11 protein-coding genes and 2 pseudogenes are annotated in these 18,405 nt (G+C 65.1%); 8 read left to right on the top strand and 5 right to left on the bottom strand.

Annotated elements, in window-relative coordinates; translation table 11 throughout:
* Nucleotides 1-229: 229 nt before the first annotated feature.
* From ACZ4TW_RS05065 to ACZ4TW_RS05040, 6 genes are read left to right on the top strand one after another with little or no spacing between them, the layout of a single operon-like run.
* Nucleotides 230-3,412 (top strand): Eco57I restriction-modification methylase domain-containing protein, encoded by a 3,183-nt coding sequence (locus ACZ4TW_RS05065; RefSeq protein ID WP_465540795.1) that lies wholly within the window; start codon nt 230-232, stop codon nt 3,410-3,412.
* On the top strand, nt 3,412-7,098 hold the full coding sequence (gene drmA / locus ACZ4TW_RS05060; RefSeq protein ID WP_465540792.1) for a DISARM system helicase DrmA: 3,687 nt from the start codon (nt 3,412-3,414) through the stop codon (nt 7,096-7,098). Before ACZ4TW_RS05065 ends, drmA begins: the two co-directional genes overlap by 1 nt.
* Complete coding sequence (gene drmB, locus ACZ4TW_RS05055; protein WP_465540790.1) at nt 7,095-9,197, top strand: DrmB family protein; 2,103 nt, start codon at nt 7,095-7,097, stop codon at nt 9,195-9,197. Before drmA ends, drmB begins: the two co-directional genes overlap by 4 nt.
* A 3-nt stretch (nt 9,198-9,200) precedes the next feature.
* A complete protein-coding gene (drmC, locus tag ACZ4TW_RS05050) occupies nt 9,201-9,947 on the top strand; it encodes a DISARM system phospholipase D-like protein DrmC (protein WP_465540788.1) in 747 nt (248 codons plus the stop codon).
* On the top strand, nt 9,940-10,356 hold the full coding sequence (locus tag ACZ4TW_RS05045; RefSeq protein WP_465540786.1) for a very short patch repair endonuclease: 417 nt from the start codon (nt 9,940-9,942) through the stop codon (nt 10,354-10,356). The genes drmC and ACZ4TW_RS05045 overlap by 8 nt, the downstream gene beginning before the upstream one ends.
* Nucleotides 10,356-11,534, top strand: coding sequence for a restriction endonuclease (locus tag ACZ4TW_RS05040; protein WP_465540784.1), 1,179 nt, complete (start codon nt 10,356-10,358; stop codon nt 11,532-11,534). Before ACZ4TW_RS05045 ends, ACZ4TW_RS05040 begins: the two co-directional genes overlap by 1 nt.
* A 71-nt stretch (nt 11,535-11,605) precedes the next feature.
* On the opposite strand, the gene ACZ4TW_RS05035 is transcribed toward ACZ4TW_RS05040, so the two are convergent.
* Both ACZ4TW_RS05035 and ACZ4TW_RS05030 read right to left on the bottom strand, forming a co-directional pair.
* Nucleotides 11,606-13,141: a hypothetical protein gene (locus tag ACZ4TW_RS05035; protein ID WP_465540782.1), complete on the bottom strand. Its 1,536-nt coding sequence runs from the start codon at nt 13,139-13,141 to the stop codon at nt 11,606-11,608.
* A gap of 228 nt (nt 13,142-13,369) precedes the next feature.
* A pseudogene (locus tag ACZ4TW_RS05030) lies at nt 13,370-13,736 on the bottom strand (RtcB family protein); the annotation flags it as partial.
* A 78-nt stretch (nt 13,737-13,814) separates the two neighbouring features.
* Between ACZ4TW_RS05030 and ACZ4TW_RS05025 the strand changes: the two are divergent.
* Both ACZ4TW_RS05025 and ACZ4TW_RS05020 read left to right on the top strand, forming a co-directional pair.
* A complete protein-coding gene (locus ACZ4TW_RS05025) occupies nt 13,815-14,105 on the top strand; it encodes a type II toxin-antitoxin system TacA family antitoxin (RefSeq protein ID WP_465540780.1) in 291 nt (96 codons plus the stop codon).
* Nucleotides 14,105-14,611 carry a GNAT family N-acetyltransferase gene (locus tag ACZ4TW_RS05020; RefSeq protein WP_465540777.1) on the top strand — a complete coding sequence of 169 codons (507 nt, stop codon included), beginning with the start codon at nt 14,105-14,107 and terminating at the stop codon, nt 14,609-14,611. Before ACZ4TW_RS05025 ends, ACZ4TW_RS05020 begins: the two co-directional genes overlap by 1 nt.
* Here the strand turns inward: ACZ4TW_RS05020 and ACZ4TW_RS05015 are convergent.
* The 3 genes and pseudogenes from ACZ4TW_RS05015 to ACZ4TW_RS05005 all read right to left on the bottom strand — a co-directional run.
* The gene (locus ACZ4TW_RS05015) at nt 14,608-15,939 is read right to left on the bottom strand and encodes a hypothetical protein (protein ID WP_465540775.1); all 1,332 of its coding nucleotides are present in this window, start codon (nt 15,937-15,939) and stop codon (nt 14,608-14,610) included. The genes ACZ4TW_RS05020 and ACZ4TW_RS05015 overlap by 4 nt on opposite strands.
* Nucleotides 15,940-16,919: 980 nt before the next feature.
* The gene (locus ACZ4TW_RS05010; protein ID WP_465540774.1) at nt 16,920-17,276 is read right to left on the bottom strand and encodes a hypothetical protein; all 357 of its coding nucleotides are present in this window, start codon (nt 17,274-17,276) and stop codon (nt 16,920-16,922) included.
* Between the two features lie 359 nt (nt 17,277-17,635).
* Nucleotides 17,636-18,356: pseudogene (locus ACZ4TW_RS05005) on the bottom strand (RtcB family protein); the annotation flags it as partial.
* Nucleotides 18,357-18,405: the final 49 nt, after the last annotated feature.

The raw sequence follows: 18,405 nt of genomic DNA, 5'->3' as shown, positions 1-18,405 counted from the left end.
GATCGCCGGTGGCTCGCCCCAACAGCTCGATCGGCTCTTTGCGGAGAGCGTGGCGAGCGCCGAGCAGATCACGGAGGCACTCGGCGACCAGGTGCGGCGAGCGGTCGAGCTCGTGCTCCAGTCGTTCTCCGACGTGCACTTGCGGGCCATCGCGGAACGCGGCGAATCGCCACTGCCCGCGGACCCGAAGCTCGTGTACGAGGGCGCGGTGACGGTGCTCATGCGAGTCGTGTTCCTGCTCTTCGCCGAGCAGCGGGGGCTGCTGCCAGAGCACGAACTCTACCGGTCGGCGTACGCCATCTCGGGCATCCGCGAGGAACTCGCGCGCGAGGCCAAGAGGACTTCGGCCGAAGCCCTCGACCACACCTGGGAGACCTGGCACCGGCTGCTTGCCGCCAGCAATGCGGTCTTCAGCGGAACTTCGTTCGACGACATGCGAATGCCGGCGTACGGCGGATCGCTGTTCGATCCGTCCCGGTTCCCATGGCTCGAGGCGACCGACGAGCAGGGCCGGCTTCTCGTGCGCGTTTCCGACCGGGCGATGCTCGAGGTGCTGCGCGCCGTGCAGATCGCCGTCGTTGGAGGCGACGCGCGTCCTCTGTCGTTCCGCGACCTCGATGTCGAGCAGATCGGATACGTCTACGAAGGTCTGCTCGGGTATTCGGCCGAGTTCGCGCCCGAGCTCATCGTCGGACTGCACGGCAAAGCCGGATTCGAGCCCGAGATTCCGCTCATCGAGCTCGAGAAGATCGCGGATACCTCGAGCACCTCTGCCGACTTCGCGAAGCGGCTGATCGAGCACTTGAAGAAGACCCAGGAGCACGCGAGGCCGCAGACTGCGAACCAGATCGCGAAGGCGTACACCTCGGTGAGCACCGAGACGGAGGCCGACGCGCGAACGAAGCTCCGCTACACGCTGCTGAACGACGACGACGCTGTCGAACGACTCATGCCGTTCGCCGGCCTGATCCGCGACGACCTCCGCGAGTTCCCCTACGTCGTGCCCGAAGACGGCATTGTCATGACCGAGTCGTCGCAACGCGCGAATACCGGCACGCACTACACTCCACGCTCGCTCGCGGAAGAGGTGGTGCTGCACGCCCTCGAACCACTCGTCTACTCCCCCGGTCCGCTCGACACTGAGAACGAGAAGGAGTGGGTACTAAAATCGTCGTCAGAGATCCTCGACCTCAAGGTCGCCGATATCGCCGCCGGCTCCGGCGCGTTCCTCGTCGCCGCGGCGCGTTACCTCGCCGACCGTCTCATCGAGGCGCGCGCGACCGAGGGCATTGACGTCAGCGCCGAGTCCGATCTGAAGCGCTGGGCGGTGCGCGAAGTCGTCGCCCGCTGTCTCTACGGCGCGGATATCAACGGCATGGCGGTCGAGATGTGCAAGCTCTCGCTCTGGCTCATCTCGATGGATCCCGGCAAGCCGTTCTCGTTCGTCGACGACCGCGTCTTCCACGGCAACTCACTGCTCGGCGTCACGACGGAGGCCCAGCTCAAGGCCCAGCACATCTACCCGCAGAAGTCGATGAGGCGACAGCTCGCCGCGTTCGACGTCGACAAGGACCTCGAGGATGCCGCACGCCTCCGCCGCGAACTCGCCTCCGGACAGGTCGACGACGCCGACCGCATGCGCTCGACCCGCGCCAAGCGTGCCCTGCTCGACCAGTCGAAGCAGGTCACCGCGAAGCTCCGCGATGTTGCCGACGGCATCATCGCCGCTGGCTTGCTTGAAAGTGGCAAGCCCGGACGCAAGCTCGAGGAACGCTACGACGAACTCGCCGAAGCGCTCCGCGACGCGTACCCGGTCGACGGGTCGAGCGGCGACCGCCGCCGACTCGACACCGTCATCGACGCCGGACTCACGCCGACCGTCGACACCGGCGAAGCGCGGTGGAAGCCGCTGCACTGGATCCTCGAAGCCCCCGACGTCATCCATGACCATGGCGGCTTCGACGCGATTATCGGAAACCCGCCGTTTCTGGGGGGCCAGAAGCTTGCTGGCAGCATCGGCGACAATGCACGACAGACGCTTTCGAGCACCATCGGCAACTCTGTTCCCGGAAGCGCTGACCTCGTAGCATATTTCTTCCTTCGTGCAGCGGAGCTGCTGAGCCCAGCCGGAAATATCGGCCTGATCGCGACAAACACCATTTCACAAGGAGCAACCAGGGAAGTCGGGCTCGACCAGCTCGTAGAGCGCGGCTACACAATTCGCCGAGCGATTCAGAGCGCGCCTTGGCCGGCTCGTTCAGCATCAATTAGCTACGCGGCTGTTTGGATGAGTGGTCGTCAGCCGGGTGCTTTCGCGCGCCCGTGGATCGCGGACTCTCGCGTGACCGAGATCTCTACGTTGCTTGAGCCGGCTGGACGGGTCTCGGGTTTGCCTGCTCGCCTCGAGGCTAATCGTCGGATCGTATTCCAGGGATCGATCGCGCTGGGTGATGGGTTCGTGCTGTCGAATGAACAGGCAGCGGAGCTTCTCGCGGCATCGGACAGGAACCGCGAAGTCGTCGTTCCCTACCTCAATGGTGAGGACCTGAACGGGCGCCCGACCACTGATGCGAGCCGCTGGGTTATTCACTTCGGCGACATGTCTATGGCGGAAGCCGCACGGTTCGAACTCCCCTTCGCACGAGTCGAGGCCCTCGTTAAGCCGGAGCGACAGAAGAGAAAGCCGGACGGCTCGTACGTTCAGCGGAAGCCTCGCTGGGAGCGATGGTGGCAGTTCGGCGAGAAGAGTCTCGGGCTCTATTCTTCGCTGCGGGGTCTTTCGAGAGCCTTCGCGATCACGCTCGTCAGTAACACCGTCCTTCCAGCAAGAGTCTCTGTCTCTCAGGTCTTTACGCACGCGCTCGCTGTCTTCACAACCGAGGATTATGCCGACCTTGCGGTCTTGTCCTCGACCCCGCATCAATCCTGGGCAATTACGTACGGTTCGACGCTCGGAACAGGTGTCCGGTACGCCCCTTCCGATGTCTTCGAGACGCTTCCGCGTCCCGAGAACACCGTTCGCCTGCGAGAGCTCGGCGAGCAACTCGACGACGAGCGACGCAAGATCATGCTTCGTCGGCAGCTCGGGCTGACCGCGCTGTACAACCTCGTGAATTCGCCCGACGTGCAGGGCGACGCCGATGTCGACCTCATCCGGTCGATCCACGTGCAGATCGACGAGGCAGTGATGGAGGCGTACGGCTGGACCGACATCCCGCTCGAGCACGGGTTCCACACGTACCGGCAGATGGAGCGGTGGACGGTGAGCCCGGCAGCCCGCGTCGAGATCCTGGACCGACTGCTCGAGGAGAATCACCGACGCGCGGCGATCGAGGCGCAGCAGAACCCGAAGAAGGCAAAGCGCGGCAAGAGCCTCGAGGAGTCCGAGAAGCCCGAAGGGGCGATGTTCTAGTGTCCGAGGCATCCACTGTCACATCGGCGCAGGTGCGCGACGAACTCCTCAACCTGCTCGAGCGCGACCTGATGGGTCCGTGGGACGGGCCTGACGAAGCCATCGTCGGCACCCCCCGCGGCCGATACCTGGTGGGGGCACTCGCGCCGATCTCGATCGACGAGGCCGCGCCCGCCCAGGCGACCACCGCTAACGTCGTCGACGATGACAGCGTGAGCACTGACCTAAACCGCAGTCGCGAAGTCCAGGGCATCCCGAGCAATGACGACGACGAGGTGACCGACGGCGATGCCCGCGAGAACAACGACGATCGCGGGCCCGAATCGAAGATCATCGCGCCGTCGTCGATGGGACTGCGCTTCCGCATTCCTCGCGACGCTCCACCGCTGCGCTTCACGCCCAGCTGGGGCCGCTACGCATCTCGCCGCGAGGCCGGCAGCTCGGGCACGACGAAGACCTACTACGACCGCCATCCCGGCGGCGGACTGGTTGAGATCGATGTGACCACGATCGAGCCGGGAACCTCGAAGCGAGTGATCATCGAAGCTGGGCAGGTCGAGCTTTCGATCGAGGTCTATGACCACGACGGCGCGCTCGTCGTCGAGGCGGCGCTGCTCAACACCGTGGTCACTGGTCGCGAACTGCCGCCGCGACTCTGGCTCTTCCAGGCGGCACTCGCGGTCGAGGCGGTCGACGGCTCCCCGGTCTTCCTCCCGACCCGCGATGCACTCGACCGCGATCGAGGGCACCACGACGCCGAGGCGCAGCGGCTCGACCTGCTCTATCGGGAGCGGCTCGAGTTCGCGATCGGGCGCACGGCGTCGGTCACCTGGAATCTTCCCTCGCCCGGCTCGCGCCGCGCGACGGCCGTGCGCACGACGTGGCTGCCGACCGCCGAGATTCCGCAGACGCTCGCACCGGAAGTTCCCGGCGCGGTCATGAGCATGCGTATGCTCATGGACGCCACTCCGGGCGAATTGGAAGCCGGCCTGCGCCCGCTCATCTCCGGCTACGACGCTTGGCTCGCCGGCGAAGCATCCGAAGCGGCGAAACTGCCCCCCTGGCTGCGCGACCAAGCCGAGCTCGGGCTCGATGACGGCGCCCTCGCGTCGAAGCGCCTGAAGGAGGGGCTCGCCGTGTTGATCGCAGACGAGCGAGCCCGCACCGCCTTCGCGTTCATGAATCGCACCATGCGCGACCAGCGCATCCATTCGCAGATCGCCAGCGCGCGTGCCGCCGACAAGTCGCTCAGCGAGGCCGACGCCCGCGCCGCCATCGAGGCGAAGGGCGACGCCGCGGCATCCTGGCGCGCGTTTCAGCTCGCGTTCATCCTCATGCAGCTCCCGACGATCGTGGACCCGACGCTGCCGCGCCGCTCGTCCGAACTGCCGCGGGCCGAGCTGCTCTTCTTCCCCACCGGTGGCGGCAAGACCGAGGCATACCTCGGGCTCGCCGCGTTCGCCTTCGGTATGCGCCGGCTGCAGGGCATCGTCGACAGCCCCGACGGTCCGCTCGACGGTGGCGACGGCGTCGCTGTGCTGATGCGCTACACGCTGCGACTGCTCACTTCGCAGCAGTTCCTGCGCGCCACCACACTCATGTGCGCCGCCGAACTCGTGCGCCGGGAAGACCCGGAAACCTGGGGTACGACGCCGTTCCGCATCGGTCTTTGGGTTGGCTCGAGCGTGAGCCCGAAGCGTTACACCGATGCTGCGAAGCAGGTCGCCGACGTGCGCGCCGAAGACCGCGCGACCGTCTCGGCGTACGGTCTCACCGTGCTGCAGTTCAGCCACTGCCCCTGGTGCGGCACGCCGATCAACCCGCGCGCGAACGTCGAGGCCGACGACGTCGAGCAGCGTATCCGGGTGTACTGCGGCGCACGCACCGGCTGCCCGTTCCGCAGGGGCGGCACGGCGGTCGAGGGCCTGCCCGTACTCACGGTCGACGACGAAATCTACCGCCACCCGCCCACGTTCCTGCTTGCAACCGTCGACAAGTTCACCCGGCTCGCCCGCGAGGGCGAGGCCGCGGCGCTCTTCGGCTTCGTCTCGAAGAAATGCCCACGGCACGGATACCAGCACCCCGACTCGACCGTCTGCACCGGCGACTCACACAACACGAAGAAGGCCGGCGGCGTCTCCCACCCCGCGGTGCACGTGCAGCCGGCGACTCGCCTGCGACCCCCCGACCTGATCATCCAGGACGAGCTGCACCTCATCACTGGCGCGCTCGGCACGGCGGTCGGGCTGTTCGAGGGCGCGATCGACGTGCTCTCAACCTGGCGTTCGGGGTCTGACGCCGAGACGGCGGCGACGGTGAAACCGCTCGTCGTCGCCTCCACCGCGACCGTGCGCAAGGCGGCCGACCAGGTGCGTAAGCTCTACGCCCGCCAAGTGCAAGTGTTCCCACCGCAGGTGCTCAGCGTGAGCGACACGTTCTTCTCGAAGGAAGTGCTCATTACCCCGGAAACCCCCGGCCGCCGATACCTCGGCGTCTGCGCGCACGGCGCCCGGCTCACGCTCGCGGAGATCCGGATCAGCGAGATCTTGCTGCTCGCCGGGCAACGGCTCTTCGACGCGCACGGCGACGTCGCCGACCCGTACCTGACCCTCGTCGACTACTTCAGCGCAACCCGCGAGCTCGCCGGCATGCGGCGCTACCTCGACGATGACGTCGCGAACCGGATCTCGAATCCCGACGCGGCGAGCGGCTACGCCCGCCGGGCCACTAACGGCCTGCGTATCGGCGAGCTGACCTCGCGCATTTCATCGGCGCAGATCAGCGACACGCTCACCGCACTCGCCGTGCCGTTCGACGCAAGCCGCGATACCACGAGCGGCAAGGCAGAGTGGGCGAAGATCGCGGCGGCCGCCGACGCGCAGGGCAAGAAGTTGCCGCCGCGCGACTGGGCTTACGACGTCGTGCTCGCGACTTCCATGCTCCAGGTCGGAGTCGACGTGCCCCGGCTCGGGCTCATGCTCATCGTCGGGCAGCCGAAGAACACCGCTGAGTACATCCAGGCGTCCTCGCGCGTCGGCCGCGATGCAAAGAAGCCGGGACTCGTGGTGACGCTTGCGAACCGTTCGCGCCCGCGCGACATGGCGCACTACGAACAGTTCGAGCACTATCACGACACGTTCTACGCGAACGTCGAAGCGCTCTCGGTGACGCCATACTCCGACGCGGCGATGGAGCGCGGGCTCACCGGCCTGATCGTGTCGGTGGCTCGAGTGGCCGATGCGACGGTCGCGGCATCCGAGTCGTTGTCTCCCGACTCACGGGCCGGCGCCGGACGAATCGCGACCCGCCGCGCCGCCGTCGACGATCTCGTCGATCGGCTCACCGCGCGCATGTCGATCGCCGCCAACGACGGCGGGCTCGCAGCGAAGTCGGCCATGAGCAAGCTCGTGCTCCGGCTCGACAAGTGGACAGAGCAGGCCGACCTCGTCAACAAGGGCCTCACGTACGTCAAGGCTTCGCTCCCCGGGCAATACGTGAAGCCACTGCTCATCAGCCCCGAAGACGAGATCTCCGAGACTGGCGACAAGCTGTTCCAGGTCGCGAACTCGATGCGCGAGGTGCAGCCCGAGATCAACCTGCGCGTGGCGCCGCAGCAACTCAGCGAACCGGCATCCACGATCGTTCCGAAATGGACGTTCCCGAACAAGTCAGCGAAGATGAAGTGACCGAACCAGCTGTAGAACCCACCGACGCGACCACTGAGCCTGCGGCCGGGGAAGCTGCGACCACCACGCTCGCGGGCATCCCCGGTGAGATCGCCGACACCTTCCTCGACGACGACCAGAAATCGAGGAACCGAGGCCGGGTCGGATCAATTCGGCCGAACGGCATGCTGTACACGGCTGGGATCGGTTCGACCGTCGACCTGCCGCACCTCGCCGTGATGCCGCAGGGCCTCGATGCATGGGAGAAGGCGTACTCGAGGCAGGGCGGTCCGGTGCTCGTGCGGGTACCCCGTCTGCTCGACGCGGTGCGTCGCGAACTCGGTCCGCTCGTGGAGGAGCTGCGTCAGCCGCCGTGGGTGCCCGACGATGACGCGCCCATCGGCATCCCGACGCGCATCTTCCCCGCCTGGCTGCGGTGCACCGGCTGCGATCGACTCGCGCCCGAGTCATCCGGGTTCTTCGTCTTCGAGAACACGAACAAGTACCGGCCTGATCAGGCCAGGTTCGTACACAAGGCGTGCAAAGGCCGGCCCGGAAAAGGCCGGAAGGAAGGCGTGCTCAAGCCGCGTCCTCGGCCCGCGGTACCCGCGCGATACCTGATCGCGTGCACGAACGGACATCTCGACGAGTTCCCGTACAAGGAATGGCTGCACCGCGAAGACGGCAACCCGATCGAGTGCAAGGCGCCCAACCCTGCTCTGCGGATGAGGGAGTACCGTTCCAACCTCGGGCCGGCCGTCGAACTGGAATGCGTGCAATGCGGCGCGACCAGGAACATCGCCGAGGTGACCCGCGCGGGCGGCGAGAAGCTGCTGCCCGCGTGCCGCGGCAGGCATCCGCACCTTCCGACCTGGGCGCCGGCCGACAGGCCGTGCACCGCAGAGGTGCGGCTCATGCTGCTCGGTGCCGCGAATCAGTGGTTCCCGACGACCGTGAGCGTGCTCGTACTCCCCGCACGCAAGGTACCGACGATCGCCGACCTCGCCCTCGAGGTCATGGGGTTGCCAGCTGGTAAGGCGATGAAGCTGACCTCGGTCGAGCAGGTTGCCATGTGGCGCGAGTGGAGTCCTGAGGAAGCAGCCCCGTTCGCCGGTGTGCCCGCCGAGCAGATCGTCGAGGCGGTCAAGGCGGCGCTCTACCCTGCAATAGTCGCGGTGGCGCCGGCTGAGGCGCCGGTGCACGATCAACACCGGCTGCTGATCCCCGAGTGGGAGACGCTCACGCACCCGTCGGAATTCGAGACCGAGTCGCGACGCGCCGGGTTCAAGGTGCACTCGGAGCCGGTGCCGGAGGCGCTCGCACCAGTGGTGGCCGATGTCGTCGCGGTCGACCGCATCCGCAAGGCGAACGCGTTCACCGGATTCACGCGAATCGACGCGCCGGATCGGGTCGGCGGCGAACGCGCACGCATCGCTCCGATCGCCCAGAACGGCAGGCCGACCTGGGTGCCCGCGACCGAAGACCGCGGCGAGGGTGTCTTCCTGCGTTTCGCCGAAGAGGCCGTCGTCGCGTGGGAAGCCGGCGTGCTGCGGTCGGACGTGTGGGCCGATCACGTCGCCGCCCACAAGCGGAATCTGAAGCGTCGTGAGAGCCAGACGGGCATCGCGCTCGACGCCGAAGCCCTCATGCCACCGCCGCGGTACTGGGCGCTCCACACCATCTCGCATCTGCTGATTCGCGAGATGGCCATGTCGAGTGGGTACGGCTCCGCCTCGATTGCGGAACGCATCTACGCGTGGACCGGTACCGACGAGCGCGAACCCGCGGCCGGCATCCTGATCACCACCACCTCGCCCGACAGCGAAGGCACACTCGGCGGTCTCGTCGACCTCGCCCGCACCGCTCGCCTCGACGAGGTGATGGAGGATGCGATCCACCGCGCAGGCCGGTGCTCGTCCGACCCGATCTGCGCCGATCGCGTTCCCAAGGGGCAGGAGGACTTCCTCCATGGCGCGGCATGCCACTTCTGCCTGTTCCTGTCGGAAACGTCGTGCGAACGCGCCAACCGATTCCTCGATCGAAGATTCGCGCTGAAGCTCGGCGCGGGGTCGAAGGATGCCGCACCACTCCTCGAGCACGTGCACTGGACCGGGAGCTGATCGATGCCAGGCTCGCTCGAACTCCTCGCCGCGACGGTGACCGCCGCCGACGCTGTTGCACTCGCGGCGTCGCTGGAGATCGATGGGAGCCGAGTGCAGGCGCTCGCAGTGCTCGGGTCCGAGCATCCCGCGCGCGACGCGTTTCGCGCGAGTTTCGAGCTGATCGGTGCATCCGCGCTCGCGTCAGTGCTGCGGGGATTCGCGGTCTCGCGCGAGTCGAGCCGCACCGACGTCCGGCCGGTGTGGAGCGGGCCGACATTTCAGGGCGACGGGGATCACACGACGGCGGCGCTCGCACATCTGGTCGATGAAGCGACGACCGATGTGTTCGCGTCGACGTATTCGGCGGCCGATCATTCACCGTTCGTCGATGCGTTGTGGCGGGCGATCGGCCGAGGCGTCGATGTGACGATGCTCGTCGACACGATGGAGCGCGCAGAGACGGCACGGGCACTGCAGAAGCGGTTGTTCGGTGCGCGATTCCTCACCTACCGACCCTCCGGCGGCGCCTACGGCCTTCAGCACTCGAAGGTGCTCATCGTGGATTCGAGGGTCGCGCTCGTCACCAGCGCGAACCTTTCTCGCGCCGCCGCTCATCGCAATCTCGAAGCCGGCATACTGATTCGCGATGCCGCATTCGCCTCGGGGCTGCGACAACGATTCCGGCAGCTGGCGCAGACCCCGACCGTCGTGGCACTTCCGCCTCCCGCAATCCCATCGACCGCACAAGCGGACCCCGGCGATGCCTGACTCCTGGGCCACTTCGGAGGGCACGCGTCGCTCGATGCTCGCGAACAAGCGACGCGACACTACAACCGAACTCGCCGTACGCCGGCTCCTGCACTCTCGAGGGCTGCGGTACCGGGTGGACCTTGCGCCAGTGCCAGGGCTTCGACGGCGGGCGGACATCGTGTTCACACGAGCGCGCATCGCGGTGTTCATCGACGGATGCTTCTGGCACGGATGCCCCGAACACGGGACGCATCCGAAGCGGAACTCGGAGTACTGGGGACCGAAGCTGGCAGCGAATATCGCGCGGGATCGGGATACGGACCGACGGTTCGAGGAAGCGGGATGGCGGGTGCTGCGGTATTGGGAGCACGAGGCGCCGGAAGCAGTCGCGATGGCCGTGACGACGGCGCTCAGAGGGGCCATCTAATGGCTGCAACAGTCCCGTTCGACGAGCTGGCACAGGCCGACCTCATCGTCGATGCCGTTTATGAAGGCGGGACCAGCGGAAATGCTGGCGATGATCCGATCGGGAGACTGCTGCCGGTCGGCAACTCGGGAGGAATTCGCTTCCGAGGCCGAATCGGCGCTCCGAAGGTGATCGCTCTCGTCACGTCGGGGGCAGACGCTGACTGGCCCGATTGGCTTGACGTCGAGACGGGAGTCCTCACCTACTTCGGCGATAACAAGCGACCAGGACACGAGCTCCACGAGACTTCGAGGGGCGGCAACCAGCTGCTTCGGAACATCTTCGACTGGTCGAACGGCAGCCTTGCTGACCGGCAACGTGTCCCGCCGATCCTGGTTTTCGGAAGTACCGGCGTTCGGCGAAACCACCGTTTTCTCGGACTAGCGGTGCCCGGCGCGTCGCACGCATCGTCGATCGATGAACTGGTTGGAATCTGGCGCTCGACGGGCGGCCAGCGATATCAGAACTACCGGGCGCTCTTCACGATCCTCGATGCTGGGACGATCAGGCGAGGATGGCTCGATTCGCTCGACAGCCACGACGTCGCCTACGACCTGGCGCCGCCCGCTTTCCTCGCCTGGGGATCGGGTGCAGACGCAGCACCATTGCGCGCACCTCGAACCCGGGAAGCACGTTCGCGCCAGGACCAGGAGCCGATCACTGCCGAGCATCAAGAGATCGTTCGCGCCATCCATGCCCATTTCGCCACGCATCCGTACGAGTTCGAACAGTTCGCCGCGAGCGTGGTCAGGATGTACCTTCCGAACGCCTTCGATATTGAGGTCACGCGGCCGAGTCGCGACGGCGGCCGAGACGCGGTCGGCAGCTATCGGGTCGGGACCGGGCCGAGCGCGATCCAGATCGACTTCGCTGTCGAAGCGAAGTGCTATCGACCCGGGAACAGCGTCGGAGTAAGGGAAATGTCGCGACTGATCTCGCGGATGCGGCATCGTCAATTCGGCATCATGGTGACCACGAGCCATGTGGACAGACAAGCGTATTCCGAGATCAAGGAAGACGGCCACCCGATCGTCGTCCTGTCGGGTCGGGATACCGCCGAAATCATCCACCGGAGCGGGGTGGCGGCAGACGGCGGTATTGACGCCTACCTGCAGGCACACTTCCCGAGATATCCGTAGTCAGACGACCCGCCGCGCGCGAACGCGGATCCCGGGTGATTTCCATTCGCGCCCCGAGCTGCGCTTCTCAGTCAGTCGTCGGTGCCGGTAGGCCGCGTACGACGGCGCCTAGACTCTTCGCCGACCCGGGCGAAGAGTCCGATGGATTCCCACGTCGAAACCAGCAAGGGATTCTCGCGCCCCCGGGTCGCGTCCAAGGCTGAGGTCAGGAGCAACACTCCATCCTCGGACCTGTCCGCCGCCTCACGGAGAGCCGCGGCCAACTCCTCTGAACTAAGTGTGACGAGCGACTCCAGCTCGCCTACCGAGACGACGCCGATCGGAAACTCCGCCCTGGGAAGGCGCTCACGAACAAGCCAATTCTGATCGAGATAGAACGGTTCGAGTGTGACGACGAGCCCGACCCGAGGCTTCGTCCTAGAAATCTGCGGGTTGATGTCGCTCACGGCATCGATGTGGCGGTTTGTCTCGTTGAGTTGTGCAATGCCTTTGCCAATACTGCCTGCGATGGCGTCGAGCCAGGCGTCTCCGCCAATTCGCGTCGCTTCGACAGGCTGGCGCGACTTGCACTCGATGAGCACGAGCATGCCGGGCAGGTCAACGAACCAGTCGCAGGTATCCTTCGCTGCCCGCGAAGGACCGTAGCGGAGTTCAGGGATGACTTCGCGTGGCCGCTCGATGAGCTCCAGATGGCGGCCAACGTAGTGCTGGAAGACGAGACCTAAGTCGTCGGCGAATCCCTTGCCGAGTTTCTCGTATGCGAGGAAGTAGATGGACGGCGGTGAGGCCTTCGCGATGATCGCTTGGACCCAGGGGGCAATTGGTATCCCTGCGACCTCGTCGATGAACGGGCGATCCACAAGAGGATTGAAGGCGAACTTCTTCTGGGGCGAAGGTGCCGGATCCTGCCATCGCCGATTGGCAGCTTTGAAAGCCGCCGGAGTGGTCAGCAAGTGCTCAGTGAACGTGCGCCGGAGAGCCGCAAACGGAATGACATCCTCAAGACCATGGTAGCCGGGCCCCGAGAGCCATTCGAGGGAGAAGCCACCTGCGTTGGTCTGAGCGCCGACAGATATCACGAAGATGGACTCGACATATTCATCAAGCGTCAGTCCATCGGTGGCCGATTCGAACCAATCGAGAACCATTCCCTTGGGAGCAAATCCAGGCGGGTGCACGCTTCTGGTGCCGAAGAGCAGCAGCGTGCGGGTGATCTGATCCATGACGGAACGCTGTCGAGGCAACTGTTCGAACAGGAGTCGAGGCAGAACTCGTGCGAGCCGTTCGGAAGCGTTCGGTTGAACCGCGATTCCTTCGTCGATCAGGAGGCTGCTCATGTTGCAGAGGCGGAGCAGGGTTTCCGCGTCTGCTACTGGCCGACTGAATCGGCCCCAGGCGAGCGAGGTGCGAGCCACATCAGCGATGTTCCAGTCAGTGAGTCCTTTCGCCTTCCACTCGTCCCCCATCTCGCCGCGCGCTATCGCAGCAGTAGCCCCAGCGCACAGAATGAGCAGGCTGTCCCGGTCTTCCCTGCGAACGGCAGACTTATACGCGTCCCATGTCGGCGGCCTCGCACTCTGCGGCTTGCGCTGGGTAGGGAATGCCATAGATCGATTATCCGCACTGCCCGAAACGGACAATCGCGACCGTCCGTAGATCCTGGGTTCATGCACCTAGCGACGATCAGGGGGGTGTGCCGTGGGCTGCTCGATCTAGTTGACCCGGGTGGGCAGACGCTGGCTGCAGATCCAGAACACGGCCACCCGTGCACGCCCGGTCTTCGAGCGGCGCGAGCCGTGGCATCCGTCACCCTTTCATGCCGGCGGCCGGCCCCCTCAGTCCCCCTTCACGTTCCCCACCTGCCGCAGCGTGTGCCGCACCCGCACGAGCGACGCGGCATCCGCCATCACCCGGTCGATCGGCTTGTACGCCGCGGGGATCCCGTCGATGAACGCGTCGGTGTCGCGGAACTCGATGCCGGCCATCGCCTCCCGCAGCTGATCCTGCGTGAAGGTCCGCCGGGCGGCGGAGCGCGAGTACATCCGGCCCGCGCCGTGCGGTGAGGAGTTCAGCGACATCACCCAGGCCCTCGACCACGTACGACGCGGTGCCCATCGAACCTGGGATCAGGCCCGGCCGGCCCGCGTCGGCCTGGATCGCGCCCCTCCGCGACACCCACACCCGCTCGCCGAAGTGCTCCTCGCACCGCGGCTCCCCCGCAAGTTCACCTTGACAACAGCGACGACGTACGTACAATGGACGTACCGAGAGAGGAACGCCATGACTACCGCCTCGAAGGCCCGGGCAGCAAAAGACGCTCGACTTAACCTACGAGTGACAGCCCGGCAAGAGCAATTGCTGCGTCGCGCTGCTGACGCTACCGATCGCACTGTCACAGATCTCATAATCGAAAGCGCCAGCGTCGAAGCAGAGCGTATCCTGGCGGATCGCCGCTGGTTCTTTGCAACCGACGAACAGTGGGATGAGTTCAACAGGCTTCTGGAAGCTCCGCTAGCGAGCACAAGCAAACTTGATCGACTCGCTCAGCGCCCATCTCCTTTCTCTGATTGATGGCAGGACCATGCCAGCCCAGGAAGCTCGAGCGTGCTGACGATCGGAGCACCTTTGAGAGCGGCGCGGGCGAGCTTGACGAGTGGCTCAGGCAGTTCGCTTGGGAGAACCTTCGCGCCAATAACGCCGTAACGTACGTGACCGCAGACGAGTCCGGACTCATCGCTGGTTACTACGCCATTGCTGTGAGCGCGATATCGAGGGACGAAGCGCCGGGGCGCCTCCAACAGGGAGCGCCCCGGGCAATTCCCTGCATCCTCCTCGCCCGCCTCGCTGTCGACAAACGATTCTCGGGGATGGGACTGGGCGCCGGGCTGCTCCGAGATGCGCTTCATCGTGCCGCGATGCTGAGCGAGAACGTCGGGGCACGAGCTGTCCTCATTCATGCTCGTGATGAGGACGCCCGACGGTTCTATGAACACAACGCAGACTGTCTCCAGTCACCCTTGGACGATCTGCAGCTAATGATTCCTATGAAGGACGTGCGCAACGCGTTTCTCGCTTAGGCGCTAGCGCTCGTCAGCGCCTGGGTAGCCTCCGAACACCACTGGTCGAATGTGTAATACTCAAGGATCCATTCCCCGATGATCAGTCGTTCAGGAACCCAGAGCCAAGCTGATTCTGCCCCATCGACTTCTCGCTTCGCTTCCTCGAGCCGACCCGCCGCATCGGACACATCACCGGAGGCGATAGAGATCACAACCCAATTCAACTTGTACAAGTTGGGTTGAAGGGAACGGAGTTCTGCGTCATTGAGTAGCTGACGAGCGGTATTGGGATCAACCGGAATGGTTAGGAACGCGTAAGCGTTGCGGAAATGCGCAGCATCTGGATTCTCCTGCGCCGCAATGCTGGCCATCTCGCGGGCGCGCTGCAGATCCCCTCCGCGCGCCAGCAAAATGATCTGGTCGTACAGTTCCTCCGCCAGGGAATGACTACTCGGCGTTACCGGCCGCGCGGTCGCGTGACGCCCGGTAACTGCCCGCAGAAGCTCCGCTGAACTCACCGACCGTTCAGCGAGAACGGGGGCGGGAACCTGCGTTCGGTCGGCGACGCCATCCGGATCCTGGCTGTAGCTGAGTTCCCACAGGAGGCTGGAGGGACGCCAATCGCCAAGATAGGTACAGGTGAAGCGATCAAGAATCCATAGAGTCGCCTCGCGCCCCCCGCCCACGACGAGATCTCGCGGCAGCAGCTCCACGCGAAGCGGGTCCGTAGCACGCCAATCGATCACGTGCGCGACGGCGGTTTGCTCCATCCATCGGCGCAACACTTCGCCGAACACACCGGATCGAGCGAGAACAACCACCTCAACGAATTCCAGGGCATCAGGATCATCGTGGTGCGACTGGATTGCGCCGTCCAAGATGACTGCCCATGCACGAATCCGGGGCTCAACCTCCTCCCCATCAAGAGACCCGTGCCGCATCGCGTACCACGCGGACGCGGCCTCGAACGCGAGCCGCTCGCGCAATGCGTGCCCGACGCCCGTCCGTAATACGGCATCGGCGGGTATCCCTCTCTCGGCCAGTCGCGCCAACGCCGAGGTGATCCAAATACTCCTCCACAAGGGGTCAGACCACGGCGGGCTCACTACCATATCGGCGACGCCCCTCATGAGGGCGGCGGTCGGGTGATTGGCGCTCGGCTCCCGTCTCGCAAACATCATGTAGCTGAGCCGTGCGTCAAAGCTGGCTACGTCGGCCAACTGACGATCAAGCGCTCGCTCCGCCCGCTCGCACTGGGCGGAGTTTGCGCAATCCGAATGGTGTTGATCTGCACAAAGCCGTAGTGCGTGCCGCGCAGCAAGAGCCGCCTCTGTGTCAACAATCACGATGCCTCCTCGCGCAGATCATGCCCTCCAAATCTAGCCGGCAGATTCGTGCAGATCTCGTTGTGTGTGTGATGGTCATCGCCCTCGAACCTGTTCAAACCAGTCGCGCTACACACTCAAGCTGATACACCAAAGGCAGCATGCTGGAGCGTGCGCGAAGGATTCTGGGCATGTCGTTCCCGCAGTCTCCCAAGTTACGCCATCGCATGACCCGGACCACTGGGAAATGGAGTCGTGACCTGGCATGAAGTGGAGCCACTTCCCGAGCGGGCAGCTGAGCGGCCGAGATATCCCTGCTCATGTCATCGCACAGTCTTGTGGCTCGTATACCGAGCGCCCACTGCACGTCGAAGGTCCAGGGGGACGTCAGCAGAGAGCGACGCCAGCCGGGCCCACAGGAAGATGGTCACGACTCCAAGCGCACCAATAACCCAGGGAAGGACACCTTCTGCATCATCGTGAAGGCTGGTAATTCGTGCTACCACGACGACGATTGCGAGGATTGCAGCGGGGACGAGAACGGCCGCAAATAACCAGCCCAGCGGCCCCAATCCGACCCCGTACCTAGCGGTCAGGTTGGCAATCAGGACATAGCCGCTCGCAGCCCAGAACGCAACCCATGCCCAGATGCCCGGTGGAGGTACAAGCGCGCTCGAAATAAGAATCCCGGATGATTCTGCCCAACTTGCGCCCAGGACGGAGTCTGAGAGACTCATTCCTGCGTCTAGGGTCCGGGTAACTAGAACAGTGAGAGTCACGAAGAGGGATTGGACCAGCACTACTCGGATGAAGCTGGCGGGGGCGGAACTAGCGGCCCGACTCGCGGCCTCAAGCCCGGAAATAGCGCCGCGACCCGCATCAAGCCAGTCCTTCAGCCAGCCGACGGTGGCAATGACGAGAACTAGGACCGCTGGAGTGCCGAACTGACCGAGAATCGCCAAGGCGACATCTAACGGGCCAGGCGGAAGCTGTGTCATGACCTATCGAGTGAGCCGCTTATTGATGCGCCTAATCAGTTCCTTGCCCGGCCCACCGTCGACACCAACCGAGCGCTGAGCTTCGAAGATGCGGTGATCTCCCCTATCCCAGACGTAAAAGAGCGCACTCCAGCCTGGTGAGCCAATGCCGATGCTGAAGTCGGGCTTCCCGAACTCGTGCGCCGAAGCGAACGGATCGTCGTCTGGCGTGTACCAGCCCCACGATCCTGGGTTTAACCCGGTGCCAAGGCGCCGGAATCCACTCATGTACGTCTTGTTGTCACCCTCCGCGCGGATGACCCCGACGAGTTCGGGAAGCGATAGCGATGTCTTGACGGCCGGATAGGTTTCGGTTCGCAATTGTGTCTCCGCTGCTCGAGGTCTTCGAAGACTAGTACAGCGAGCGAATGCCTGAACAGCCGCAAACGGCCCCATTTTGGGTGAGGAAGTCCCGATGTCATTGCAGTCCATCTGCGCCCGCTCTCCCGACGGCGCCCACGTAGCCGCAGGTGGATCGGAGCGACACTGCTACTGCCAGCTTCCTTCGTTGTGATCTCGACGAGCGTTCTGCGCACGCGTCCTGATGATCAGCAGAACCTTCCCGGTGGTCGGACGCATCGAGGCGTCAGGCGAGCCGAGGACGTGACCCGCCCCCGCCCGGTCTTCGAGCGGCGCGAGCCGTGGCATCCGTCACCCTTTCATGCCGGCGGCCGGCCCCCTCAGTCCCCCTTCACGTTCCCCACCTGCCGCAGCGTGTGCCGCACCCGCACGAGCGACGCGGCATCCGCCATCACCCGGTCGATCGGCTTGTACGCCGCGGGGATCCCGTCGATGAACGCGTCGGTGTCGCGGAACTCGATGCCGGCCATCGCCTCCCGCAGCTGATCCTGCGTGAAGGTCCGCCGGGCGGCGGAGCGCGAGTACGTCCGGCCCGCGCCGTGCGGTGAGGAGTTCAGCGACATCACCCAGGCCCTCGACCACGTACGACGCGGTGCCCATCGAACCTGGGATCAGGCCCGGCCGGCCCGCGTCGGCCTGGATCGCGCCCCTCCGCTACACCCACACCCGCTTGCCGAAGTGCTCCTCGCTCTCGGTGAAGTTGTGGTGGCAGTTGATCCGCTCGCGCTCCTCCATCGGCACGCCGACCCAATCCGAGACCTGCCGGATGACCCGGTGCATCATCTCCTCCCGGTTCAGCAACGCGAAGTGCTGCGCCCACCGCAGCGCCGCGATGTACCGCGTGAACTCCGGCGTGCCCTCCACGAGGTACGCGAGGTCCCGGTCGGGCAGGTCGATCCACCACTTCCGGCAGAGCTCCTGCGCGACCCGAATGTGATGCTGCGCGATCCGGTTGCCCACGCCCCGGCTTCCGGAGTGCAGGAACAGCCACACGGCATCCGCCTCATCGAGCGAGACCTCGATGAAGTGGTTGCCGCTGCCGAATTCGACTTCTCTCGGAGCATGAATGCCATTGCGCTAGAGTCCGGCG

It is taken from the genome of Agromyces sp. NPDC029043 (assembly GCF_055564615.1).
Note: the sequence above shows the minus strand (reverse complement) of the source record. Positions and strands in the feature narration are given on the sequence as shown.